The 24,071-nt window shown below is 38.3% G+C and carries 27 protein-coding genes, 1 tRNA gene, 2 pseudogenes and 1 riboswitch; of the genes and pseudogenes, 4 read left to right on the plus strand and 26 right to left on the minus strand.

Annotated features, from left to right (window positions below):
• Positions 1 to 49: 49 nt before the first annotated feature.
• The 20 genes and pseudogenes from D7D54_RS02620 to D7D54_RS02715 all read right to left on the minus strand — a co-directional run bounded on the left by D7D54_RS02620 (position 50) and on the right by D7D54_RS02715 (position 16,689).
• Entirely contained in the window at positions 50 to 931 is an 882-nt protein-coding gene (locus D7D54_RS02620) for a diacylglycerol/lipid kinase family protein (RefSeq protein ID WP_120718776.1), read from the minus strand.
• A gap of 110 nt (positions 932 to 1,041) precedes the next feature.
• Positions 1,042 to 1,896, minus strand: coding sequence for an ADP-ribosylglycohydrolase family protein (locus D7D54_RS02625; protein ID WP_120718777.1), 855 nt, complete (start codon positions 1,894 to 1,896; stop codon positions 1,042 to 1,044).
• A gap of 40 nt (positions 1,897 to 1,936) precedes the next feature.
• The gene (locus D7D54_RS02630; protein ID WP_120718778.1) at positions 1,937 to 2,554 is read right to left on the minus strand and encodes an SAP domain-containing protein; all 618 of its coding nucleotides are present in this window, start codon (positions 2,552 to 2,554) and stop codon (positions 1,937 to 1,939) included.
• 104 nt (positions 2,555 to 2,658) lie between these two features.
• Positions 2,659 to 2,788 (minus strand): annotated as a pseudogene (locus tag D7D54_RS09475) (ADP-ribosylglycohydrolase).
• Between the two features lie 11 nt (positions 2,789 to 2,799).
• Entirely contained in the window at positions 2,800 to 3,606 is an 807-nt protein-coding gene (locus D7D54_RS02640) for an alpha/beta hydrolase (protein WP_020902855.1), read from the minus strand.
• Between the two features lie 227 nt (positions 3,607 to 3,833).
• The gene (locus D7D54_RS02645; RefSeq protein WP_120718779.1) at positions 3,834 to 5,117 is read right to left on the minus strand and encodes a cellulose synthase; all 1,284 of its coding nucleotides are present in this window, start codon (positions 5,115 to 5,117) and stop codon (positions 3,834 to 3,836) included.
• Between the two features lie 75 nt (positions 5,118 to 5,192).
• Entirely contained in the window at positions 5,193 to 5,537 is a 345-nt protein-coding gene (locus D7D54_RS02650; RefSeq protein ID WP_001127479.1) for a hypothetical protein, read from the minus strand.
• Positions 5,538 to 5,729: 192 nt separating this feature from the next.
• The gene (locus D7D54_RS02655; RefSeq protein WP_120718780.1) at positions 5,730 to 6,494 is read right to left on the minus strand and encodes an ATP-grasp domain-containing protein; all 765 of its coding nucleotides are present in this window, start codon (positions 6,492 to 6,494) and stop codon (positions 5,730 to 5,732) included.
• A gap of 61 nt (positions 6,495 to 6,555) precedes the next feature.
• Entirely contained in the window at positions 6,556 to 6,744 is a 189-nt protein-coding gene (locus D7D54_RS02660) for a hypothetical protein (RefSeq protein WP_000179769.1), read from the minus strand.
• Positions 6,745 to 7,065: 321 nt separating this feature from the next.
• Positions 7,066 to 7,632 (minus strand): annotated as a pseudogene (locus tag D7D54_RS02665) (hypothetical protein).
• Between the two features lie 153 nt (positions 7,633 to 7,785).
• The gene (gene rlmD, locus D7D54_RS02670) at positions 7,786 to 9,144 is read right to left on the minus strand and encodes a 23S rRNA (uracil(1939)-C(5))-methyltransferase RlmD (RefSeq protein ID WP_020901353.1); all 1,359 of its coding nucleotides are present in this window, start codon (positions 9,142 to 9,144) and stop codon (positions 7,786 to 7,788) included.
• 73 nt (positions 9,145 to 9,217) lie between these two features.
• Complete coding sequence (locus D7D54_RS02675; protein WP_001227769.1) at positions 9,218 to 10,192, minus strand: DUF1002 domain-containing protein; 975 nt, start codon at positions 10,190 to 10,192, stop codon at positions 9,218 to 9,220.
• 73 nt (positions 10,193 to 10,265) lie between these two features.
• Entirely contained in the window at positions 10,266 to 10,880 is a 615-nt protein-coding gene (pmp23, locus tag D7D54_RS02680; protein ID WP_020901352.1) for a cell wall hydrolase Pmp23, read from the minus strand.
• Entirely contained in the window at positions 10,880 to 11,854 is a 975-nt protein-coding gene (locus D7D54_RS02685) for a nucleoid-associated protein (protein WP_020901351.1), read from the minus strand. The genes pmp23 and D7D54_RS02685 overlap by 1 nt, the downstream gene beginning before the upstream one ends.
• A gap of 7 nt (positions 11,855 to 11,861) precedes the next feature.
• Positions 11,862 to 13,118 (minus strand): serine hydroxymethyltransferase, encoded by a 1,257-nt coding sequence (glyA, locus tag D7D54_RS02690; RefSeq protein ID WP_120718783.1) that lies wholly within the window; start codon positions 13,116 to 13,118, stop codon positions 11,862 to 11,864.
• Positions 13,119 to 13,167: 49 nt separating this feature from the next.
• Positions 13,168 to 13,599 (minus strand): GNAT family N-acetyltransferase, encoded by a 432-nt coding sequence (locus D7D54_RS02695; RefSeq protein WP_020901350.1) that lies wholly within the window; start codon positions 13,597 to 13,599, stop codon positions 13,168 to 13,170.
• A 1-nt stretch (position 13,600) separates the two neighbouring features.
• Entirely contained in the window at positions 13,601 to 14,203 is a 603-nt protein-coding gene (locus tag D7D54_RS02700; protein ID WP_020901349.1) for an L-threonylcarbamoyladenylate synthase, read from the minus strand.
• Complete coding sequence (gene prmC, locus D7D54_RS02705) at positions 14,187 to 15,023, minus strand: peptide chain release factor N(5)-glutamine methyltransferase (RefSeq protein WP_120718785.1); 837 nt, start codon at positions 15,021 to 15,023, stop codon at positions 14,187 to 14,189. Before prmC ends, D7D54_RS02700 begins: the two co-directional genes overlap by 17 nt.
• The gene (gene prfA, locus D7D54_RS02710) at positions 15,023 to 16,102 is read right to left on the minus strand and encodes a peptide chain release factor 1 (protein ID WP_001028807.1); all 1,080 of its coding nucleotides are present in this window, start codon (positions 16,100 to 16,102) and stop codon (positions 15,023 to 15,025) included. Before prfA ends, prmC begins: the two co-directional genes overlap by 1 nt.
• Positions 16,099 to 16,689 carry a thymidine kinase gene (locus D7D54_RS02715; protein ID WP_020901348.1) on the minus strand — a complete coding sequence of 197 codons (591 nt, stop codon included), beginning with the start codon at positions 16,687 to 16,689 and terminating at the stop codon, positions 16,099 to 16,101. The genes prfA and D7D54_RS02715 overlap by 4 nt, the downstream gene beginning before the upstream one ends.
• A 123-nt stretch (positions 16,690 to 16,812) precedes the next feature.
• Here D7D54_RS02715 and D7D54_RS02720 point away from each other — a divergent pair, with 123 nt between their 5' ends.
• Both D7D54_RS02720 and mnmE read left to right on the plus strand, forming a co-directional pair.
• The gene (locus tag D7D54_RS02720) at positions 16,813 to 16,995 is read left to right on the plus strand and encodes a 4-oxalocrotonate tautomerase (RefSeq protein WP_001117401.1); all 183 of its coding nucleotides are present in this window, start codon (positions 16,813 to 16,815) and stop codon (positions 16,993 to 16,995) included.
• A gap of 137 nt (positions 16,996 to 17,132) precedes the next feature.
• The gene (gene mnmE / locus D7D54_RS02725; RefSeq protein WP_020901347.1) at positions 17,133 to 18,506 is read left to right on the plus strand and encodes a tRNA uridine-5-carboxymethylaminomethyl(34) synthesis GTPase MnmE; all 1,374 of its coding nucleotides are present in this window, start codon (positions 17,133 to 17,135) and stop codon (positions 18,504 to 18,506) included.
• 44 nt (positions 18,507 to 18,550) lie between these two features.
• Here the strand turns inward: mnmE and dapA are convergent, their stop codons facing one another.
• From dapA to D7D54_RS02750, 5 genes are all read right to left on the minus strand, one after another.
• Positions 18,551 to 19,486 carry a 4-hydroxy-tetrahydrodipicolinate synthase gene (dapA, locus tag D7D54_RS02730; protein ID WP_020901346.1) on the minus strand — a complete coding sequence of 312 codons (936 nt, stop codon included), beginning with the start codon at positions 19,484 to 19,486 and terminating at the stop codon, positions 18,551 to 18,553.
• Between the two features lie 56 nt (positions 19,487 to 19,542).
• Positions 19,543 to 20,619 (minus strand): aspartate-semialdehyde dehydrogenase, encoded by a 1,077-nt coding sequence (locus D7D54_RS02735; protein ID WP_020901345.1) that lies wholly within the window; start codon positions 20,617 to 20,619, stop codon positions 19,543 to 19,545.
• A 225-nt stretch (positions 20,620 to 20,844) separates the two neighbouring features.
• A complete protein-coding gene (locus D7D54_RS02740) occupies positions 20,845 to 21,099 on the minus strand; it encodes a hypothetical protein (protein ID WP_020901344.1) in 255 nt (84 codons plus the stop codon).
• Between the two features lie 105 nt (positions 21,100 to 21,204).
• Positions 21,205 to 21,277: transfer RNA gene (locus D7D54_RS02745), tRNA-Thr, on the minus strand.
• 99 nt (positions 21,278 to 21,376) lie between these two features.
• Positions 21,377 to 21,886 (minus strand): QueT transporter family protein, encoded by a 510-nt coding sequence (locus tag D7D54_RS02750; protein ID WP_020901343.1) that lies wholly within the window; start codon positions 21,884 to 21,886, stop codon positions 21,377 to 21,379.
• Positions 21,884 to 21,980: riboswitch (PreQ1 riboswitch) on the minus strand. (Overlaps the previous gene by 3 nt.)
• A gap of 28 nt (positions 21,981 to 22,008) precedes the next feature.
• Between D7D54_RS02750 and D7D54_RS02755 the strand changes: the two genes are divergently transcribed.
• Complete coding sequence (locus D7D54_RS02755; RefSeq protein ID WP_020901342.1) at positions 22,009 to 22,440, plus strand: GtrA family protein; 432 nt, start codon at positions 22,009 to 22,011, stop codon at positions 22,438 to 22,440.
• Positions 22,441 to 22,525: 85 nt separating this feature from the next.
• Positions 22,526 to 22,903: a large conductance mechanosensitive channel protein MscL gene (gene mscL / locus D7D54_RS02760; protein WP_020901341.1), complete on the plus strand. Its 378-nt coding sequence runs from the start codon at positions 22,526 to 22,528 to the stop codon at positions 22,901 to 22,903.
• A 41-nt stretch (positions 22,904 to 22,944) separates the two neighbouring features.
• On the opposite strand, the gene hemH is transcribed toward mscL, so the two are convergent.
• The gene (gene hemH / locus D7D54_RS02765) at positions 22,945 to 24,039 is read right to left on the minus strand and encodes a ferrochelatase (RefSeq protein ID WP_020901340.1); all 1,095 of its coding nucleotides are present in this window, start codon (positions 24,037 to 24,039) and stop codon (positions 22,945 to 22,947) included.
• Between the last annotated feature and the right edge of the window lie 32 nt (positions 24,040 to 24,071).

Below are 24,071 nucleotides of genomic sequence, written 5' to 3' on the forward strand. Positions count from 1 at the left end.
TTGATATAGAACTTAATTTCGTTGTGAATAATAAACTAATTTTTACCTTCTACTCTTTCGGTTTTGAAAATACTTCTACTCGCTGAGCTAGGACTTTGATTTCTACAGGTAGGTTATCCGATTTATCGCCGTCAACATCTGACTCCAATTCACTATCTGAAGAGATCTTAATATTACGCGCTCTGATATACTCAATATTATCATTGCCGACAACATCTCCTTTTAGTAAATCAGGAATGACGGATAATTTGGAGAATATTGAAGCATCTTTTAAAATCAAAATATTGGCATAGCCGTCTTTGTTTTCTTCAAAGATTTTCTTATCAGCGAAGTAATTTGTCAAGAGAACCAACACATGGCTAGCTTCACCAACATAATTTCCATTTTCTGTCTCCACCTTAATGTTAAAGACCTGATCCGTCATGACAGACTTCATGGTATTTACAGCATAGGCTAGAATACCGAATTTTGTCTTGTCCTCGATTTCAACATTGTGAATCGCTTCAGGAAGAGAACCGATACTAAAAATATAACCAAAATAATTGTCATTCGCTTTACCAATATCAATCTTGTTGGTTAAGTTAAAATCGAGTTCATCTATCGCGCCATCGATGTCTTGATTGATTTCCAACAGTTTCGTAATGAGGTTACCCGTCCCACCAGGGATAATCCCTAACTTAGGAATGTAGTCTCTCTCAGCAATACCCGAAATGACTTCGTTGACAGTACCATCTCCACCAAACACAACCACTGCATCGTACTGCTCACGAGAAGCTTCCTCAGCAAAATATGTTGCATCCAGCTCCTTTTCGGTAATTTTGGTTTCCACGTGCTCAAAGTATTCTTTTGCTTTATTCTCCAGCTTTTCTTTGTAATCCAAAGCCTTCTCGCCACCAGAAGTAGGGTTGATAATTACCATTGCCTTTTTCATTAATTTCTCCTTAATTTTAAATAGAAATGTTTACATTTCATCATGTGTAAGTAAATGTAATCCTATTATACAATGAAAATACGGAAAAGAGAAATCTGACGTACTGGAGATTAATATAATTTTATTCTATTTTCCCATCTAATGACTACATCCTTTAAGGGGTTATCCAAGTAAGAATAGACCTTATCCTTTATCCAATCAGGAATACCATAAGCTGCCTCTGCTATGCTGCCAGTAATTGCAGCCAGTGTATCACTATCGCCACCAAGTGAGATAGCATTCCTTATCGCATCTTCGAAGTCTCTACTTTCAAGAAAGGCAATAATGGCTTGAGGGACAGTTTCTTGACATGTTTCGTTAAAACGATAGTTAGGGCGGATTTCATCTAAAGTTTGAGATAGATTGTAGCCATATGTCTTCTCTATATAATCCTTAATCCGTCTTTTACACTCTGTAGGATTGTCATTGATTGGTTGCTCATAATCTCCGCAATAACCTCCAAAGTAATAACGACACAGAAAGATAGCATCAGTTGTCGCCATGGCTCCTTTGATACCTTCTGGATGATTATGGGTGACTTCTGCTGAAAGTCGTGCAAGCTTTCTAGTTGATGGTATCATACCAGTTCTTGCACAAAAGCCACAGTCCATAAGCCAAGCACAGGGAGAAACACGCATAGCAGATCCATTTCCAAAGCTATTATAAGGCTCACGATTGTCACTATTGATCCAACTACTAAACCGAGCACCGTAGCCCGCATCGGGATACATTTTGCTGTATTTCTTCATAGCATCAATAAAGTCATCCTCCAGACCACCATTCATGATGGCTTCTGCCACAGCACAGGTCATAACCGTATCATCCGTGAAAAAACAATCCTCACGAAATAAAGGAAAATCCTTCGTTTTGATATTGTTCCATTCGTAAACTGAACCTACAATATCTCCAATAATTGCTCCTAGCATGGTATTCCTCCTTGTGAACTCTTGGTTTAGACTGATATTTCTACTTCCTATACTCGTTTATTCTATCAGCATATTCGGTCAAAAGATTCTTTGAATAAATTTTTTCATTACTTGAATTTCTAACTTCTTTCCAAAGAATAGAAGCTACTTTTAGTTTGTTCGAGTAGGTTCGACTATTTTCGTCTGCACAGAAATCCTTTAAAAACTGATTCCATTGACAAACCGAATGATCATACTTGGCATAATCTGAATTTCCATAATAGACTTTTAGCATATCTTGGATTGTAAAACTCAAATCATTTTCTCTTTTTACTTTTCTCCAAGCTGTAGCCATATCAGCAGTAAATTTAAATGGCGAAACACCTGTTAAAGTTGAGAAATATTCTCTAAAGTGAGTGTTAAAAGAGAATCCACATTCAAGCAAAAGTGTATCTAAGCTAATAGCTTCTACTTGTTTCTTTTTCCTTTTTATTGATGATTTTTTAATCAAATTACCCTTAAAGTACTGCTCAATAATATCATTTAGTTCCTGTTTTGTCCCTCTATATTCAAGTTCTAATGACTTGCATATCTGTGAAAGTTCATCACGATACCAATAGTAGTTATTAAACTCATCAAAGGATGCGATTTTATCAAACTCAGGTCTGCTTTCTATCAATATAACACCTCCTTAAAAACAGTTTAGGTTTTCATTTCTAAATAATGGAGTTTTAGTTTCTTTATTCTGAGGATTAGCTACGTTTCGCTAACAAACTCACACACTCAGCGGTTCGAACTTACCGTATTATCTGTAAAAAAGCAGTCTTTCCAAAATAAAGGAAAGGTCCTTCGTTTTGATATTGTTCCATTCGTAAACTGAACCTACAATATCTCCAATAATTGCTCCTAGCATCCGTTTCCTCCTTATGACATTTCAGATTCGTTACACATTTCTAATGAATCACTCTTTAAAAATGGCACCACCAAATCAATCCACTCATAAGGCAGGTAAGCTGATAAATAACCGTGGTTATACCCCTTTGCTTCATACCAAATTGTATTTGAATGTAGCTGATGAAATAATTTCGCTGATTCTTTCACACAGTTCAATTCTTTTTCACCATAGATATACAAAACCTGAGCCTTGCTAGCAGAAATCATATCTTTCAGCTTGTAACATCCCATATAGTTTTTGTAAATTGTCACCAATGTTTTGACAGGCGTCCTTGGCAAATCTTCCAAATAATAAGCTTTTATTTCCTCTGGATAAGCCAGTTTAGGATAGAGTTTGTTCATCATGCTTAACTGAAGTTTACAAGAGAATTTATTGAACATCAGTTTACCAAATAGAGACACTAGAAAGATGCTGATTTTAGCTAAACTTGGTTGAGGAATACAGAGGCTTCCATCTATTATGGCCTTCTCAGCAATTTCACTGTCTAAAGACAAAAGCTCCATGGCAATTTGACCACCAAGTGAAACACCACCAATCGCAAACAATTTCCCACCACAGTTTGCTTTGATATAGTCTAGAATCTCCAAAGCAGAATCTTCAGTAGAAACATAATCAAGTTGATATTCTTCGCCATGGCCATTCAAGGTGGGTAGAATGACACGATACTCCACCGACAAGATCCGTGCTTGACGAAGATAATTCCACCAAGAACTGCCACCGCCATGTATCAGCAAGATAGAAGGCAAATTCTTATCACCAAATTCATGGAATTTCATATTTAAACTCCTTACTGTAGGGCTTTCACTAGATAAATACTTGTTAAATCAGTTTGAACAAGCAGTGATACCGCCTCAACATGTGGTGCTAGTAAACTTCTATATTATAGAACGAAAGTATATACTGTCTTGTACCAAATGCCTATTTCAAATAAATGTGTAAAATGATTTATTACTACAATAGTTAATCATTTACTCCAATAACACTATGCTCTATAAAAACAAATTTACCAGTAGTACCTTTTCTCACTTAGATATTGTTCTTTTTGTTCTCTAGAATTTTCATGATTTCTAATTCCTAGTAATTCATCTGTTGAAGAAACTATTGGGTCTATCCAGTCAGCCTTGGATCTAATCCAATCAATTTCTTCTTTACTAAGCTTCCCCGCTATCTCCAGTTTATCAGCCATCAGTCTTAAATCATTTGCTGTTTGAAAATCTTCTAGCATATTAAGAAGAGACATTGTCCGCTTCTTCTCATCTTCGATTCTATTTTGTAATTTTCTTTTTCGCTCTTGTTCTTCTTCGTATAGTCTTTCTCTCTCTTCACGTTCAAGTCGTAAGTTCTTAACTTTATAATACTCTTGGTAAATTAAAACAATTATTTCTGGTATTGATTGTTCAAGTGTGAATTCTTTAGTATCTTTAATGTATTTACCATCTATTATCTTAAATCGAAATTTTCCATTTGGTATATAGTCATACTTCTTTATTCTTGGTTTAAAAGCATATCCATTAAACTTAACGCTATCATTGTACTCTGCTAGTTCTTTAGCTTCTTCTTTTGTTAATTCATGACTTACTTTGTCTGTTGATTCTATAACTTCAAAACGAACAATATCCTTTTCAATTTGAATATCCCAATTTGAAGTTACATTATCACCGATTTTTTCAATAACAGTAACTAGTGAATCTAAAAAGCGATATAAACGTGGAAGAGAATTTAGTGAAATACTTTTTACAAATTTAGGTTCTTTCAAATCATTATATCTGTGCCTAGAATCAAAGTAAGGATAGGAAGCAGCTTTTTCCCTCTTATTCCACTCTGCGATTTTATCTCTTAGATTAGCTACAGATTTATGTAATCTCTTATTTGGAGACTGGTTTAGGTTTGAAACGGCTTCAATAATACGCTCTATTTTATCGTCCTCTATAAATGATAATGAACTTCTTATACTGGTTGTATCAAGTTTAAAAATATCTTTATTTTTATCTTCCGAACTCTCTTCTTTATGTTTAGCAGCTTTAATTCTACTGTTCTTTAAACTTTTTCTATCAATATGAACCTCATTTATGTCATTTTGTGGTAATGGAACGATAAGTTCACTTAAGTCTTGTCCAGTATTCTTACGATACCAATAACTACCCTTTGGAATTGGAATTTCAAATTCTTTACATTTCTTGAGTAAGTCAGAATAACTTAAATCATATTTCAATGAAACTTGTTTTGCACTTATCTCCCAGATTTCTTCATAGAGTTCCTCTCTAGAAAAGGTCTTTATCATCTTCATTTGAAACACCTTTACCCTTATATTTTACATCACCGTTTTTATATTTACCAAGCGAAAATGCAAATTCAAAAACTTCTAATTCTTCACTTCTGCATTTTCGCTTAATATAAAAAGTAAATCTTGTTTTAAACCGTTAAATTCCTCTATAATTTTATCTAAACTAGTTTCAATATTCTCAACACGGATCTCTGATAGTTTTCCGTGGTTGTAAGAAATCATTCTTTCAGCGATAATATGATATGACCAACTCTCAGTGAAACGTCTATCTCTTTCTTCGTTATGAATAGCAAAACCAATTGGAAGAAGATTATTTCTAAGACCTATAGCAACTGCCTGTGAACTTATACCTAAATAATCACCAGCAATTTTTAATGTGATTTTATTTAATTTTCTAATATCTTCGTCGGTATATTTCGGCATGTTAGTACTCCTTTGTTATAATTTAAGTTAATGATTTAATAATAATATCAATTGTTTTCATACTTTCTACTTTCTAAACAATTTTCAAATATATAGCGTTTTCATTATTTTCTTATCCTATTATATCATTATTCAAAATAAAAAACTGCAACTTACTAGTTGCAGTTAAATACAGATTTACTTCTGTTCCTTTTAGAAACTTATATTTTCATTTTCAGGCATAGTAAATACATCGTTTTTTTCAAAATAAGGTTTTACCATTTCTTTCCATCTAGCTTTATGAAAATTGATTGATTTTAAAGGAGATAGGCCATAATTTCCCAATGCATAACCATCATTTACTTCAACAACAAGTGTCCTACCATCACTAGTAACACCGATATCTAGTCCATAAGCTATTGGCGCATCTTTCCAACATGATATGGCTTCATCAATTACACTAGGATCAAATTGTGCATGATAATCACCTGTATAGGGTCGAACATCTAATACGCAACCATCTAAAACAAAACAACGCCATTCTGCTATGAATTCTACAACCTCACTAATCCATATAGGATAGTCAAAAGGTAAACCAATACCTATCAACTCACGGGTTCCGTTAATAACTCTTCCAGTAAAGACTTTTGAACCAGCTTTAGGCTTAATAAATTTTCCCCAATTATCAGGTATATTTACAATCTCTCCCAAAACACCTTCATAAATCTTTCGACCATAAAACTCTTTAAACTCAATAGGATAGTCATAGACCGGAACGTTTAACCCCATCATTTTTAGTAATGCTCTAGTCTCCATTATATAATCTACAACTATATCTTTACTTGTTAACTGTTTTATTTCAGAAAAAGATTGATATAAAATAACTTCTTCTCCCTGTAAGTAGGCACCTACTTGAGCATTGTATTTATTAATTGAAACTTCACTTGGTAGTTTGCTTTGTCTAATATAAACAACCATTTTATCACTCCTGCATCACTAGTGTTGTACTTTTCTGTAAAAAAATAATAGCATTTTGCTGTTATTTTTTTGAGTAAATAGCTCCCATAATATCATCGAAATAATCAACAGTATTTAGGAGTAATTCAATAACCTGGGACTTTGTTAGTCGCATTCCTCTTCTATCTCTAGCATCTTCTACTAAATTTTCAAGTTTCTCTAGATTTTTATCATCCAAGCTAATCATTATTCTATTTTTATCAGTTGCCATTTTCTTCACCTCTAGTTAATTCTATCACAGGTGTAACACTTGTGTCAACTGGCTTTTATAATACATTAGTTTAAAAGTGGAGAGGATTTTTAACACAGTAACTTTAAATCTTTGGTATTAAAAAATTTTCACAGTATTTATAGAAATAAAATCTGTTTCAAATAAGTTATCAAATCTAGTATAAATTATGAGAGGCTACTCTAATAATTTCCCTCTAAACAAGAAGAAGGCTTACACTCAAGGATTTTCTTAACCCTCTTAGTTACAACGTTTTGACGCTTTTACTAGCAAAGGTACATACTCACAAGGAACTTTGATTGACTATTGAATCACTCCCACCTCTTCTTCAACATATCTTTCTACATCTTCAATCTCTACAAACATTGGGTCTAAGTGACACAAGAAATGCCAATCTTCGCTCCCTTTTTTTCTTTAGAGAACCGCTTCGCCGTCTTCACTTCCGAAAAAGCTTCTGTCTACTTCATATCCGCGGCTTTCTAAGAAGTCTTTTGCTTTACGATAGTTCGTTTCTCTTGTTTCGACATAGACTTTAACTTCATGGTTGTTAACGACATATGCATCGATTTTTGAATATCCTTCAATCACTCTATCGTTTTTGAGGGATAAATTTGAAATCTCTTTCCAAATAATGTCTACATTTTCCTCAGGATCGAACATAAATTTAGATAAAGGAACAATATTTCCGTTAAAAATAATTTCCATATAATCCGGTATGTTTTTAGGATTAAAATACTCCACTTCAAAACTATCTTCTGTTTCCAGAGTGTATCCCGGGATTTGAGCTACAAAGGCTTTCCCATCTTCTATGGAATCAAATGCGACTAAATCTTTAGAATAATTATTTTGGTACAATTCCAATATAACCATCGATAATCTCTCCATTTTCATTATCTGTCTAATGTAAATAAGCACGTCACCTGACCAATTCAGGCTCTCTGTATCATCTCATCATATTTCCTACTTACTTTACGAGTCCTATCCAACGGGCGGATTCAAAAGTTTTGGGAAACCATTTGAGGATTAACTGCGTTTCTCCAACAAGCTCACGCACTCAACGTGATGCGTTTGTGGAAAAAGATCCACCGGCTGGACTTTCTTCAAATCGTATCCCAATTCTTGGTAGAGTTTGATATCACGCGCCATAGTAGCGACATTGCAGGAGATATAGGCGATGCGGTCTGCTCCTGTTTGGGTACTAGTTTTGATAAAGCTCTCGGTTAAGCCCTTGCGTGGTGGGTCAACCAAGATGACGGTTGGATGAATTCCTTCTTTAAGCCAAGTCTTCATTGCGTTTTCAGCTGTGTCACAGACATAGCTGGCGTTTGAAATATGGTTCAGTTGGGCATTCTTCTTGCTATTTTCAACCGCTTCTGGAATTAGCTCAACACCATAAACTTCTTTGACATGTTTTGCAACAGAGAGGCCAATCGTTCCTATACCGGAATAGGCATCAATGACCACATCATCTTCTTTTAATTCAGTAAAGTCAATGGCTGTTTGATAAAGTTTTTCAGCCATTTCAGTATTGACTTGGTAAAATGCTGGTCCAGCGATTTGGTAGTCATTTCCCAACATCTGGTCAGTGATAAAGTCTTGTCCATAAAGCGTACGCCACTCCTTGCCAAAAATAGCATTGGTGTTCTGGTCATTAATATTTTGCATAATCGACACAATCTCTGGGAACTGCTTGATTAATTGTTCAATCAATTGGTCAACACGGAAAACTTTAGGTCGAGTTGTTACCAAAATAACCATGATTTGTCCTGAGTAATGCCCACGACGTACCACAAGGTTTCGAATCAAGCCAGATTGTTCCTTTTCATCATAAGGTTTCAAATCATAACGGCGGAGCCAGTCACGTAGACCTACTACTACCTCATCAATCACAGGATCTTGGATAAAGAAATCTTCAAGAGGCATGAGGTCATGGGAATTCTTACGGAAAAATCCTGTTTCCAAAACACCATTCACTCTACGTACAGGGATCTGTGCCTTGTTGCGGTACTTGATTGGATTTTCCATACCAAGCGTTTCAGTAACCTCTATATTAGTAATTCCTGCAATCTTGTAGAGACTGTCCTTGACTTGCTTGGTTTTAAATTTGAGCTGTTCTGGATAGGCAAGATGACCTAAATCAGCGATTCCTGAACGCAGGTAAGCCAAATCTAGATCTTGATTACGGTGTGGTGATTGAACAAGGTATTCTTCAACCTTCCCAAAACCAATCTTTTTATTAACCTTGAGGGCACGCATGAGGATTTTTTCACTCGGTAAAGCATTCTCTACAAAAAAGACCAAACCATCCACCTTGGCCACTCCTGCACCTTCATGGGTCAAGTCAACAATTTCAACTTCTACAATATCATTTTTCTTTAACATTCTCTTCTCTTTCTATTGGCCGACAAAAAAGACGGCAACGTTACGGTTACCATCTATTATACCATGAAATTTCTTAAGAACCAAAACTCTTGAAGAAGTTGACAATGGCTTGCCAGAGGGAGCTTAGGAAATTACCGCCGTCCTCTAGCGCCTTATCAGCATCAAAGTTAAGGTTGATATTTTTAAAACTGTCGCCAGCTTGTGATACGATACTTTGTTTAAGGTCATTTAGGGTTTTAGTGAAGTCTGCATTGCTGAGGATATCACTCTTTGAGAGATTCAAAGCAAAATTGATGATGATATTGATTTGGTTTCCTGTTATAACCTGATCAAGTTTGTAATTTTTCAAGGTATCTTCAACGATTTTGCGGACATCTTCCTCCGTCAGATTTCCCTTACTTTCTTTAGCTTTGGCGAGTCCTGACTTGATATCGGCTAGGGCAACGTTTAATTTATTAGCATCATAGCCTGACTTGTCCTTGTTTTCAGCATTTATATCTGACAAAGCCTTTAGCTCTTCTTGAGCCAAGTCTTTATTGGCTTGCGGCACCTTGGCTCCATTAGCTTCTAGCGAATAGTAAATCCCTGCTAAGGCACTCTCACCTGTAACTGGAATAGGGGCTGCTACAGTGATTTTAGCGTGTTCCACACCCAAAGTTACGGCTGCATTTCGGTACATATCCTGAGTCACCTTAGTGATGTTTTCTGGTGTTTCAATCTTAACCTCAAGTGGCGATTTGTCACCTAGCTTTTGAATCTTGGCTGATGAATACAACTGTAAACTAGAGTCATTGGCCACATTCATGATTTTAGAATAGACATCAGGTGTCATAGTCTTGAGTTCTTTGGTATCTGTTGAGGCATTGTAGCCAAGTTTCTTTAGGGTTTGATTTTTTTGGTCTTCAGATAGAGATGAACCTAGGACATATTCAGGTTGAACGTAGGTTTCATCGATGACTTTTTGAACATCTGTTGCTGCATGGACGCTATTCATAGCTGTTACTGCCCACAAGACCGCAGCACTGGTCAGAAAGAGTTTCTTTCTCATAGGGAATTTCCTCCTTTACCTTTCTAGAGTAATATATCTATCTTAAAGAAAACTTATAGCAAAAACACCTGGACTAGCCAGATGTCGAAAAGAGAGTGAAAGTTTTAATGATGTAAAGGTTGAGTTGCACCTGTCTAGAATAATAATAGTTTCCTCCATTTACATAGAGTTCGGCACCGTGAAAAATGGAAATGGGGTGAATATAACTATAAGTCTTTCCAGTGGTATTGCCAAGCAAGGGAGCAACAGTATCACGAGAGTACTGTTTTGCCAGTGCTAGGGTATTTTCCTTGCCATTTTGGGCAATAAAATCGATATAAGCAGGTCCAAAATTATAGGCTTGGACAGCTGTCCAAACATCTACCCCCTTCTTCTGGGCCAGATAAAGATTATCTGTCAGAGTTTGAATGCCTTGCCGAATGCTAGAGGCATTATCATTGATAGTGTTGGTGGAACCACTTGCAGATTCACTAGACTGCATAACATCTCCTTCTTTTCCTTTTGTTTCAGTATAAATCATAGCGAGCACAAGCTCTTCGTTTGCTGGGGTGTCTTTTTCACTCAAGATTTCTCGCACCATGGGTTGATAGGTCATGACTTGCTTGACATCCTGGTGAACACGGTAAGCTTTATAGCCAGCAAAAAGGAAGACTGCTAGTACAAGCACTCTTCGAATTCGTTTAAACATTATTTACTTTGGATATCCTCGATATTTTTGATTAAGATAGAGTAGGTTCCATTGTCATTTTGGATAAACTCAACAGACTCGGCGTCTTGATAGATGTTATTGGGAACGATGAGCTCAATTCCATTTGACAAGGAAAGTTTTTGGTTTTCAAATTTTTTAAGCTGACGACTGGCATCAATTTCATCAAACTGGACTGGTTCTGGTACAGCATCTTTAACTTGATCAATAAAGCTTAATCGAGCCGTCAAATTGTTGTCAAAAAGGTCGTTGGCCAATTTTTCTGGTGACAATTCATTGCTTTCTTCTAGGTTGTTAAAAATGGCTGATTTGACCTTAGATTGAAATTGAAAATCATCTGTATTAAAAGATTCAGCAATCCTCTGAGCTGTTTTTTCCAGTTCTTTGATAGATTTCTTAGGAGAAATCTTAGGAGCGACAGCAAGAAGATTGTCTGAAAAGTAGTTCAAAAAAGTTCCATTGTACTTAATTCGTTTCTCAATCAGGTGGTACTTGCGACTTTGAAGATTGACCACCAAGGCCTCATCAGCCCCCGTTCCAAATCCAGGCAAGTTATTCTGAGTTAGCTTGATTGGATTATCAACTTCTCCTCCAAGATGGGTCAAGGTCTCCCGTAGGGCAATTCGTAAGAAAGCGAAATGTTCTACACCTTCTTTAGTAAATTGCACAAAAATCAAGTCATTGGTCTTGAGATTTTCAGAAATACTAAACTCTTCTTTCCAGAGATTAGCCATCGTTACTGATGTCTCCAACAAATCGTCTGTGATGTGATTGAAGAAGGGATTTTCTTCTTCGAAAATCCCAGTCTTGGCTTCATCTGAATACACACGTTCAATTTTCTTGCGCAGGTATTCTTCGATTTTTGGAGTAATATTGAGAAACTTATCCGCTAGAAACAGCTCGGTATCATCCGGACTGAACTGATGGATAATAGCTTTCTTAATATAAATGTCCATAAAAGTATTAGTCCTCGTATAATGGGAAGGCATCTGTTAATTCTTTGACTGCACTTCTCACTTCTTCTAAGACAGCCTCATTTTCTGCATTCTTAAGAGTTTTAATGATGAGTTCAGCTACTTTGCGACTTTCTTCTTCACCAAATCCACGTGCAGTAATGGCTGCTGCTCCGATACGAATCCCACTTGTCTTGAATGGTGACAAGCTTTCGTAAGGGATTGAGTTTTTATTTAGGGTAATATTAACTTCATCCAGCAAGTTTTGAGCAACTTTTCCGTTTTCTACAACCTTAGTCACATCCACTAGGAAGAGGTGGTTTTCAGTTCCGCCAGAAATGATACGGAAATCAGGGTCTTGCAAGAAGACATCCGCCATAGCCTTGCTGTTCTTGATAACATTGGAAGCATATTCCTTGAAGGCTGGATCCAAAACTTCTTTGAAGGAAACTGCCTTAGCAGCAACAACATGCTCCAAAGGACCACCCTGAATACCTGGGAAAATAGCTGAATTGATTTTCTTGGCAAGTTCTTCGTCATTAGTCAAAATCAAACCACCACGAGGTCCACGAAGGGTTTTGTGGGTTGTTGTTGTGGTGATATGAGCGTATGGAACTGGGCTCGGGTGAAGACCAGCTGCAACCAAACCAGCGATATGGGCCATATCAACCATAAGCTTAGCCCCAACAGCATCTGCAATTTCACGGAATTTTGAGAAGTCGATAATTTGAGAATAGGCTGAAGCACCTGCTACAATCAGTTTTGGTTTGACTTCTTGAGCTTGTTTCAAGATAGCATCAAAGTCTAAGAGTTCCGTTTCAGGATCCACACTATAAGAAACAAAGTTGTAGGTTTGACCTGAGAAGCTAACAGGAGCCCCATGAGTCAAGTGACCACCTGCAGCCAAATCCATTCCCATAACCGTATCGCCAGGCTCAATCAAGGCCATGTATGCCGCACAGTTGGCTTGACTTCCTGAGTGTGGTTGGACATTAGCAAATTTTGCACCGAAAATTTCTTTTGCGCGTTCAATAGCTAGAGATTCTACCACGTCTACTACATCTGTTCCACCATAATAACGGCGTCCTGGGTAGCCTTCGGCGTATTTATTCGTCAAGATAGACCCTTGAGCAGCCATAACAGCCTTGGAAACAACGTTTTCCGAAGCAATCAACTCAATGTTGTTTTGTTGGCGTTCTTCTTCTTTGGCAATAGCATTCCAGAGATCAGCATCGTATGCTTTAAAATCATCTTTGTCAAAAATCATAGGTCTTCTCCTTTATAGTGTGACAGGTCCTTTAGTCTAAGAAAATAAACTAAAAGATGCGAATAAACCGCTTCTGCACTTTATCACAAGTATAACCAACTTTTTCATAAAATGCATGAGCTCCCAGACGATGATCGGCAGAGTTTAAGCGGATGAACCCATAATCACGTCTTTTTGCTTCTTTCTCCAACCCTTGCAGTAAGCTTTTACCGATACCTTGACCTTGCGCTTGAGGTGAAACTGCTAAGGCTAAAATATTAAATCCTGCTTTGGAATAAAGGGATTCGTAAATCTCAGCGTGGACATATCCAAGCAAGGCATGACTAGCTGCATCCTCATAGCCAAGTAGGAAATGATGTTCATCTTGAGATAATCTAGTTAGTTGACTAGCTGTCTCCTCTTGACTAAAAGAATAGCCCAAAGCTTCTTGGTTAATGTCACATATAGCTTTCACATCAGTTTCTCTTAAATTTCTTAGCATCTCATTCCTCCTCAAAAGAAATCTCTGGCAACTGAGCAAGAATATCTTCTCGCTTAATCGCCCCTTGGCGTAAGATTTTTACCTTGTCACCAGAAAAATCCAAAATAGTTGAATCCTGTCCAGTTAGAAAATCATCGTCTTTAAGACCCAGAACCTCTTGGTCAAAATCCTCTAGAATTTGATCAAAGGTCACTCCGCTTGCCTGCCCCGAGATATTGGCAGAAGGTCCAATCAAGGGACCTGTCTCTCGAATCAAATCCAGTGTGATAGGGTGACTCGGCATCCGAAATCCAACAGTTGCAAGGCCAGAGTTGACCCAATAAGGAACTCTGTCATTGGCTTCGAGAATAAGGGTCAAGGGACCTGGTAAAAAGATCTCGACAAGTTTTGGTAGATAAGCTGGCTGATTCTTTGAAAAGTGCAATATGTCCTCTAGAGAGGCGATATTTAGATTGAGCGCCTTATCTCTAGGACGACGTTTGAGTTGGTATACATGATCAACTGCTTTTTCGTCTAGAGCCTTAGCAAAAAGACCGTAAACTGTCTCAGTAGGCAGAACAACAGCCCCTCCCTTTTCTAACTCTTTTCTAATCTTGTTTATCATCAACGACAACCATCCTATCTTGACCAAACTGGTCCTTGAGTGTTCGTACTCGTTTTTCAGGAAGATGTTTCCTAAAAAGTTCTGGAACACTTTGTCCTTGCTTGTATCCAATTTCAAGGTAAATCTTACCACCATCCTTGAGATAGTCCTTTGCATCTTCCGCAATTCTACGGTAAATAGCTAGGCCATCCTCGTCTGCAAAGAGGGCTAGATGAGGTTCTGAGTGCAAAACATTCAAGCCTACCTCTGACTCATCTTCACGAGAGATATAGGGTGGATTGGATACAATTATATCATATTTTTCAGAAATTTCTGCAAAACAATCCGATTTTTTAAAAAATATATTAAATTTTTGATTTCTAGCGTTCTCGGACGCAAGGGCAAGGGCCTCTTGGGAAATATCTGCTGCCGTCACCGACCAAGCTGGTCTGTTTTTTGCTAATGCAAGGGCAATGGCTCCACTTCCAGTCCCAATATCAAGAACTGAAAGATTCGTCTCAGGATTTTCATCCAGGATAAGTTCCACCAACTCCTCAGTCTCTGGACGAGGAATCAGAACCCGCTCATCAACTTTTAACTGCATTCCAAAGAAATCTGCATGACCAATGATATACTGGGCTGACTTATGAGCTGCTAACTGCTGGAAAATTTCTTCTATAAATTTTTTTTCTTCCTCGTTTACCTCTTGCTGGAGGGCAAAAACAAAGTCTGTAAAAGTGAGGTTTTTCAGGCTACGATAGACAAAAGAGAGGCTTTCAGCTTCCTCTCCTTGTCTTATCAACTCTTCTTCAAAACCTGAAAATAATTGAGCTAATTTCATTATTTGTTTAATTCTTCTAATTTTTGTGTTTGGTCATAGAGCACCAAGGCATCTACGACTTCATCCAATTTACCAGACAAAATCGTATCTAATTTTTGGAGGGTTAGGCCGATACGGTGGTCTGTGACACGGTTTTGTGGGAAGTTATAAGTACGAATCCGTTCTGAACGGTCACCAGTACCGATTGTCGACTTACGCTCAGCGTCTTGTTCATCCTGAGCAATCTGAGCAAAGTGGTCAGCCACACGGGCACGGATGATTTTCATGGCCTTCTCACGGTTCTTCTGCTGGGTACGTTCTTCCTGCATTTCAACCTTGATATTGGTTGGCAAGTGAACGATACGAACGGCAGTAGCAACCTTATTAACGTTCTGTCCACCAGCACCAGAGGCGTGATAGATGTCAACACGAAGGTCTTTTGGATCAATATCGTATTCAACTTCTTCTACTTCAGGCATAACAAGCACTGTCGCTGTCGAAGTATGAACACGGCCTTGACTTTCTGTCACAGGGACACGTTGCACACGGTGGGCCCCAGATTCATACTTGAGTTTAGAGTATACAGACTGACCTGAAACCATGGCAACCACTTCTTTGAAACCACCGACACCATTCATAGAGGCTTCCATAACTTCAAAGCGCCAACCTTGGGCTTCCGCATACTTTTGGTACATGGTTAGGAGGTCACCAGCGAAAAGTGCTGCTTCATCACCACCAGCTGCTCCACGGATTTCTAGGATGATATTCTTGTCATCGTTTGGATCCTTTGGAAGGAGCAAGATTTTTAGTTTTTCTTCGTATTCTTCTTTTTCAGCCTTGGCATCTTTGAGTTCTTGCTTGGCCATTTCTTCCAAGTCAGCATCTCCGCCTGATTCCTTAATCATCTCCTCAGCATCAACGATGTTTTGAAGGACTTGTTTGTATTCTCGGTAAGCCGTCACCGTATCACGACTTGAAGCTTCCTCTTTTGAAAGTTCCATGAAACGCTTGGTGTCAGAAACTACATCTGGGTCACTCAGTAATTCTCCTAATTCTTCATAACGGTCTTCTACAGCTTGTAGTTGATCATAGATGTTCATTTTTCTTCATTCTCCTTATTGATTTCAGGTGCAAAATAATGTTTACGGCAAACTGAGATATAGGTTTCATTACCACCTATCTGGATCTGTTCTCCATCGTAAACAGGCAATCCATCCTGTGTACGCAAGACCATAGTCGCCTTTTTCTTACAATACTGGCAGATGGTTTTGATTTCGTCAATCTTATCTGCTAAGAGCAAGAGATATTTGGAACCTTCGAACAATTCATTGCGAAAGTCATTTTTTAAACCAAAAGCCATGACAGGTATGTCTAGCTCATCGACAACACGAGCTAGGTCGTAAACATGGTGACGTTTGAGAAACTGGGCCTCATCGACCAGCACACAGTAAGGTTTTTCTGATAGGTCTCGGATATACCCGAAGATATCCGTCGTTTCCTCAATCGCAATAGCTGGGCGCTTCATGCCAATCCGACTCGACACATAGCCAATACCGTCACGCGTATCCAGAGCCGAGGTCATAATCACAACACCTTTTCCTTGCTCCTCGTAGTTATAGGCCACCTTGAGAATCTCGATTGTCTTTCCAGAGTTCATGGTCCCATAACGATAATACAACTGTGCCATGTTTCTTGCTTCACGTCCATTTCTAAATTATTGCTACATTCTAGTATATCATAATTTTCTTAAGCTTTAAACGGCAAAATGTGGTAAAATAGAAGAAATCAAAAACTAGTGGAGGAAGCTATTATGCCATTTGTACGCATCGATTTATTTGAAGGACGCACGCTCGAGCAAAAGAAAGCTCTTGCTAAGGAAGTAACAGAAGCTGTTGTCCGCAACACTGGAGCCCCTCAGTCTGCTGTCCATGTCATCATCAACGACATGCCTGAAGGAACTTACTTCCCACAAGGGGAAATGCGCACAAAATAAGCTAGCTTAAGCAGAATTGCTTAGGCTTTTTCAATCTCCAAGTAGCATTCATTGAAGAAATAGCCTAAATTTGTTACAATTTGAAAGGATACTTGGAAAAATTTCCAAGACAAGATCTATTAATTAAAGGAAATATTATGATTACACGTGAATTTGATACCATCGCTGCTATCTCTACTCCACTAGGTGAAGGAGCCATTGGTATTGTCCGCCTGAGCGGAACAGATAGTTTTGCCATTGCGCAAAAGATTTTTAAAGGAAAAGACTTGAGCAAGGTTGCAAGCCATACCCTCAACTACGGTCACATTATTGACCCGCAGACAGGGAAGGTCATGGACGAAGTTATGGTTGGAGCTATGAAATCTCCAAAAACCTTCACTCGTGAGGATATTATCGAGATCAACACCCACGGTGGGATTGCGGTGACCAATGAAATTCTCCAGCTAGCGATTCGTGAAGGAGCTCGGTTGGCAGAACCTGGTGAATTTACCAAACGTGCCTTTCTAAACGGTCGTGTAGACTTGACACAGGCTGAAGCAGTGATGGATATCATCCGTGCTAAGACTGACAAGGCCATGAACATTGCGGTCAAACAATTGGATGGTTCCCTTTCTGACCTCATTAATAATACCCGTCAAGAAATCCTTAACACACTTGCCCAAGTTGAGGTCAATATCGACTATCCTGAGTATGACGATGTTGAGGAAGCGACTACTGCTGTTGTCCGAGAGAAGACTATGGAGTTTGAGCAATTACTAACTAATCTCCTTAGAACAGCCCGTCGTGGTAAAATCCTTCGTGAAGGAATTTCCACTGCCATTATCGGTCGTCCCAACGTTGGGAAATCAAGCCTTCTCAACAACCTCCTGCGTGAAGACAAGGCTATCGTGACAGATATTGCTGGTACGACACGTGATGTTATCGAAGAATACGTCAACATCAACGGTGTCCCTCTAAAATTGATTGACACAGCTGGCATTCGTGAAACAGATGACATCGTCGAACAAATTGGAGTTGAGCGTTCGAAAAAAGCTCTTAAGGAAGCCGACTTAGTTCTTCTAGTGCTAAATGCTAGCGAGCCACTGACCTCCCAAGACAGACAACTGCTTGAAATTAGTCAAGAAACCAATCGCATTATTTTACTTAATAAAACAGACCTGCCTGAGGCCATCGAAACCGAGGAACTTCCAGAAGATGTCATCCGCATTTCAGTCCTTAAAAACCAAAACATTGATAAGATTGAAGAGAAAATCAACAACCTCTTCTTTGAAAATGCTGGTTTGGTTGAGCAAGACGCAACCTACCTATCAAATGCCCGTCACATTTCCTTGATTGAGAAGGCTGTTGAAAGCCTACAAGCTGTTAATGAAGGTCTTGAACTGGGGATGCCTGTTGATTTGCTTCAAGTTGATTTGACTCGTACTTGGGAAATACTCGGTGAAATCACAGGTGATGCGGCTCCTGATGAACTCATCACCCAACTCTTTAGCCAATTCTGTTTAGGAAAATAAGAAATCCATGATCGTTCATTCGGTCATGGATTTTATTGTCGTCATTAATAATCTGGTCTTAAGACACCTGTTACAGTTGCTTTAGTTGCTTCGTAGTCGCCATCTACGACAACCTTGATAATGCGTTTGGCATCTTCTTCTGGTGCTGGAACTAGAGGTAGACGAGTCGGTCCAGCTTCAAATCCCATGTAGTTAAGAACGGCCTTAACTGGAGCAGGACTTGGATAAGAGAAGAGGGCATTAACCTTAGGGATGAATTTACGCTGAATAGCTGCGGCTTTCTTCATATCGCTTTCTTCAATGGCCATAAACATCTCGTGCATTTCATCCCCATTTGTATGGGAGGCAACAGAAATAACCCCATCCGCACCAAGGTTCATGGCATGGAAAGCATCTCCATCCTCACCAGTATAAATCAAAAACTCCTCTGGCTTGTGTTCAATCAAATAAGCCATATTAGCCAAGCTCGTACATTCTTTGACACCGATAATATTTGGATGGTCAGCCAAACGAAGCATGGTTTCTGGAGTTAGCTCAACAACCACACGCCCAGGAATGTTATAGATAATAATAGGCAAGTCAGAAGCATCTGCAATGGCTTTAAAATGCTGATACATTCCTTCTTGAGAAGGTTTGTTGTAGTAAGGAACAATAGCAAGCCCAGCTGCGAAACCACCAAAGTCAGCTACTTCTTTGACAAACTCAATAGAGTCACGCGTATCATTGGTACCTACACCCGCAATCAAAGGAACACGTCCATTGACAACTTTCTGTACAGCTGCAAACAGTTCCAACTCTTCATCGTGAGTTAAGGTTGGACTTTCAGCTGTTGTACCAGCAAGGAGAATCCCATCCGTATGATGAGCCAGCAAATGCTCAATCAAGGCTGGAATAGCATCAAAATTGATAGAACCATCATCATGAAAAGGAGTAATGAAAGCTGTGATGATTTTACACTCTTTTAAATCTTGATAAGACATGAGAAACACCTCTCTATTTCAAAGAAGGAGTTCATCTGAACTCCTAAACGATATGACTATTTTAATTCAAATTTCAATTCGGAAGTTGGACGAACCAAACCACGTTCATGAAGAGTTTCTGCAATCTGAACTGAGTTCCAAGCAGCACCTTTAAGAAGGTTATCTGAAACAACCCACATGTGAATTCCTTTTTCGGCATCCAAGTCTTTACGGATACGACCAACAAAGGTATCGCGTGAACCCACTGCATTGATAGCTTGAGGATAGATTTGATGAGCTACATCATCTTCAAGGACAGCACCTGGGAAGGCTGCGATAGCTGCTTTTACTTCTTCGATTGGAGCTACTTCTTTTGTTTCGATGTAAACAGACTCAGAGTGGGCTGACAAGACTGGAATACGCACACATGTTGCAGATACTGCAATGCTATCATCTTCCATAATTTTCTTAGTTTCCTTAGTCATTTTCATCTCTTCGTAAGTGTAATCATTGTCAGTGAAGACATCGATTTGTGGAAGAGCATTGAAGGCGATAGGATAGTGTTTCTTGTCGCCACCTGAAGGCAAGATTTCCGCATGCAAATCACGTGGATTCACACCATCATTCAAAACTTCACGAAGTTCATGTTGTGTCTCAAGAATCGCTCCCATACCAGCACCTGAAACGGCTTGGTAAGTTGAAACAATGATACGGTCCAATCCCCATTTTTGGCGAACTGGCTCAAGAGCCACCATCATTTGGATTGTTGAACAGTTAGGGCAGGCAATAATCCCGTTGTGGGCATCAAGTGCATGAGCATTGACCTCTGGAACAACCAAAGGAACATCTGGATTTTGACGGAAGTAAGATGTATTATCTACTACTACCGCACCAGCTTTAACTGCGTATGGTGCATATTTAGCTGATGTAGAACCACCTGCTGAAAAGAGAGCAATGTCAACTCCCTCAAAAGCTGTTTCAGTTGTTTCTTCAATCGTAATATCTTGATCTTTAAATTTCAAAGTCTTGCCTGCTGAACGTGCAGAAGCAAGTAAACGAATTTTATCGATTGGAAGTGTTGATTCTTCCAACATTTTTATCATCTGAGCTCCGACAGCACCTGTCGCGCCGACTACAGCAACTGTATATCCCATAAATAACCTCTTTCGGAATTTTCTAAAAATTTCTATAATAGATGTATTATACTACTTTTTCCATGAATTGCAAAGCTTTTTCATCATTTTTTAGAAAATAAAAATCCCCAGTCGCTAGACCAGGGACTAAGAGGCATCTTCATGTGATGAGCAGGTTCACACAACTCATCAAGGTCCGCTCCTGCGTTATGACCTCCTTATGCTCAATAGTAGTCCGAAGACTACCTATCGACTCATCGCATCTTCTATTCTACTAAAGAGAATGACTTTTGTCAACAGACGAAACTCTTTATGCTCTTCGAAAATCTCTTCAAACTTCGTCAGCGTCGCCTTACCGTAGGTATGGTTACTGACTTCATCAGTTTCATCTACAACCTCAAAAACATGTTTTGAGCTGACTTCGTCAGTCTTATCTACAACCTCAAAGCAGTGCTTTGAGCAATCTGCGGCTAGCTTCCTAGTTTGCTTTTTGATTATCATTGAGTGTTAGTTTCATTTACACAGCTGAATAAGAAATATCCTTGAAAAATTTGGGGTAGACATAACAAAAACCCCTGTAAATCAAGGGCTTTTCTGTCTACTTTATGCTAATTGCCGGGATTGAACCGGCGACCTCATCCTTACCATGGATGCGCTCTGCCAACTGAGCTAAATCAGCTTACTTAAGAAGTATACTATAGTTAGAAAAACTTGTCAAGTTTCCTTAGAAATTTTCCATAAGAAAAAACCAGGTAAGAGCTACCTAGCTTATCTTCTTCTATTTGCTTAAATCAATTCGACGACCAATTTTTCCAATGATAATCGCACCAATAATTAATGAGGCAAATTCACCAATCCCTGTTGTAAACCAAGTAAGGAAAAATGGTAATTGCGCTACGATATTCAACTCGGCAGCGATAGTAAACATAGAAATTGAAAAGAGGATTGAGAAGAAGAAATGATCTTTTCGAATCAATCCGTTAAAAAGATAATCCTTGCTGTATTTTGCAAAAAGCCAAACACCTAGACTGAGGAATACTAAGGTTGATCCACCACCAACAAAGACATCTAGCATTCCGAAGCTAAAGAAATTGGCAATCATACAACCGATAGTAACACCGATAATGTACTTTGGATTGTAAAAAGCCATAAAGTTCATCATTTCTGAAATGCGGAACTGATAAGCACCGTAGCTAATGGCATTTAGGGGTGGTGTGACAGTTAAAACGACATAGATAGCAGCAACGATTGCAATATCTGCTACATCACGAATGGTTAATTTTTTCATCTTTTCTCCTTTGGCGGTTTCCCGCGTATAATATGCTTGGTGAAAGAAGCTAAGCACCAAGGGTTGCTTGAATCAACCTTACTAGTATAGCACAATAGCCTGCTTTATGCTATACTAAAAGCATGAAAAAACGCATTCAAAGTCTCTTCGTGAATGAGCTCTTAGCCTATCTTTTTTTTGGTATAGCTACTACTCTTGTCTCCATTCTATCTAGATTAGTCATTTATCAACTAACTCATAGAGAACTCCTTGCTACTGGACTAGCAAATAGTATCGGTATCCTCTTTGCATTTATTACAAATGATAGGATTGTATTTAAGCAAGAAAGGAAGAATTGGCCAAGACGTTTAGTGAAATTTTCTCTAGCACGTCTTTCTACTTTTCTTTTAGACTTGTTTTTAACTTTTCTCTTTGTAACTCAGTTTCCTGATATTATTGGTCAGTTCGTAAATTATAATATTAATAGGGTGAATAGTATTGAAACAGTTATTGCACAATTCTTAATAATTATCCTCAATTACATTTTTAGTAAGGTATTTATTTTTAAAAAATAAGAAAAATTTTAAACATATAGCTTGCAAGAACTTCTTAATTAATATATAATTAAGTGTAAAAATTTTTTGAAAGGAAATTATGAAAATGTTAAAAGATCTTAAAGCATTTTTGCTTCGTGGTAACGTTGTTGACCTTGCTGTCGGTGTAATCATTGCTACTGCTTTTGGTGCAATCGTTACATCACTTGTTAACGATATCATCACTCCACTTATTTTGAATCCAGCCTTGGAAGCTGCGAAAGTACAAAACATCGCTGAGCTTGCTTGGAATGGTGTTACATATGGTAAATTCTTGAGTGCTGTTATCAACTTCCTAGTTATCGGTACTGTTCTCTTCTTCGTTATCAAAGGTATTGAAAAAGCTCAAAGCCTTACTAAGAAAGAAGAAGCTGAAGAAGCTCCAGCTGGTCCAACTGAGTTGGAAGTACTTCAGGAAATCAAAGCTCTTCTTGAGAAAAAATAATCAATTAAAAGGATCTAGCGCAATGCTAAATCCTTTTTTCTTTACTCTTTCGGTAACTTGCCTGCTTTTTCAAGCATTTTCTTAATAAGATAAGGCATCTTAACATTTTCCCGACCTTTTTTCTCAATCAGTTTTTTCACAAATTCCGGCATTTGTAAATCTTCAGATTCGGCCAAAATATTTTTAGTCTCATCTGAAGGAACTAACTCATCAAAGGTTTCTTCTTCTGGGAGAAATTCCTTAAATTCTTGATGTTCATTGGCTCTGACTGTATTGACCAAGGCATCAATCAAACGAGAATCTGTATTTGGCATTGGTGGACGATGATAGTTCACCCCAAATTCCTGACACAAGTCATAACATTCCACATCGTTGTCAAACAAGACTTCAATATGCTCGCTGATGAAGCTGATAGGAACAAAAATATAATGGTCTGGATGTTCTTTCTGTTCTCTGAGATACTCTAAAACATCTGGTTTAATCCATGGAATCCCGATATCACTTTCACTTTGCCAAGTATTAGTATATTGCTCGGAACTCAAACCTAGTTTTTCAGCGACTAGCTTGCTATTTTCGAAAATTTGGTCGATATAGGGGTCACCAAAATCCAAGGCAAAAATGGGTACACTATGGGCTGAAAAGATGACTTTAAATCTATCCTGCTTTACTTCTTCTTTTAAAATCTTAGCAATTTCATCTGCCCAATAGTTTAAGAGCGCTTCTTCTTGATACCAGTCCTTGATAACTAAAAATTTAATTTGTTTGCTTTCTAAAAATTTTTCATAGCCCATGACAGAGTAGAAAGAATAATGAGGTTCTAAAATCAAGCAAATACACTGCTCGATTCCGTCTGCTTCCATCTGACCAATCACATCTGGAATAAAGGGTCTAGAAAACTTATTGGCAAAATAGACACTGTACTCATTCCCCAGCCTAGATTCTACCAAGGCAACCTCTTCTCGAGTAATTTTTTGCAGAGGCGTACCTCCAATAAGTACATAATTATCATAGAGAGTTTGAATCTCGTGGTCTTGAGGTCTCACTCCACGACGAATATTTGTGAAAAAATCAGCCACACCTTCAAAGGTAATCTCTTCTGGTGAACCGAAAGTCATCATTAAAATTGCTTTTTTCATAATCGCTTCCTTGTGATATTTTTATCAAGTTT

It is taken from the genome of Streptococcus chosunensis (assembly GCF_003626515.1).
Taxonomy (GTDB): Bacteria; Bacillota; Bacilli; order Lactobacillales; family Streptococcaceae; genus Streptococcus; species Streptococcus chosunensis.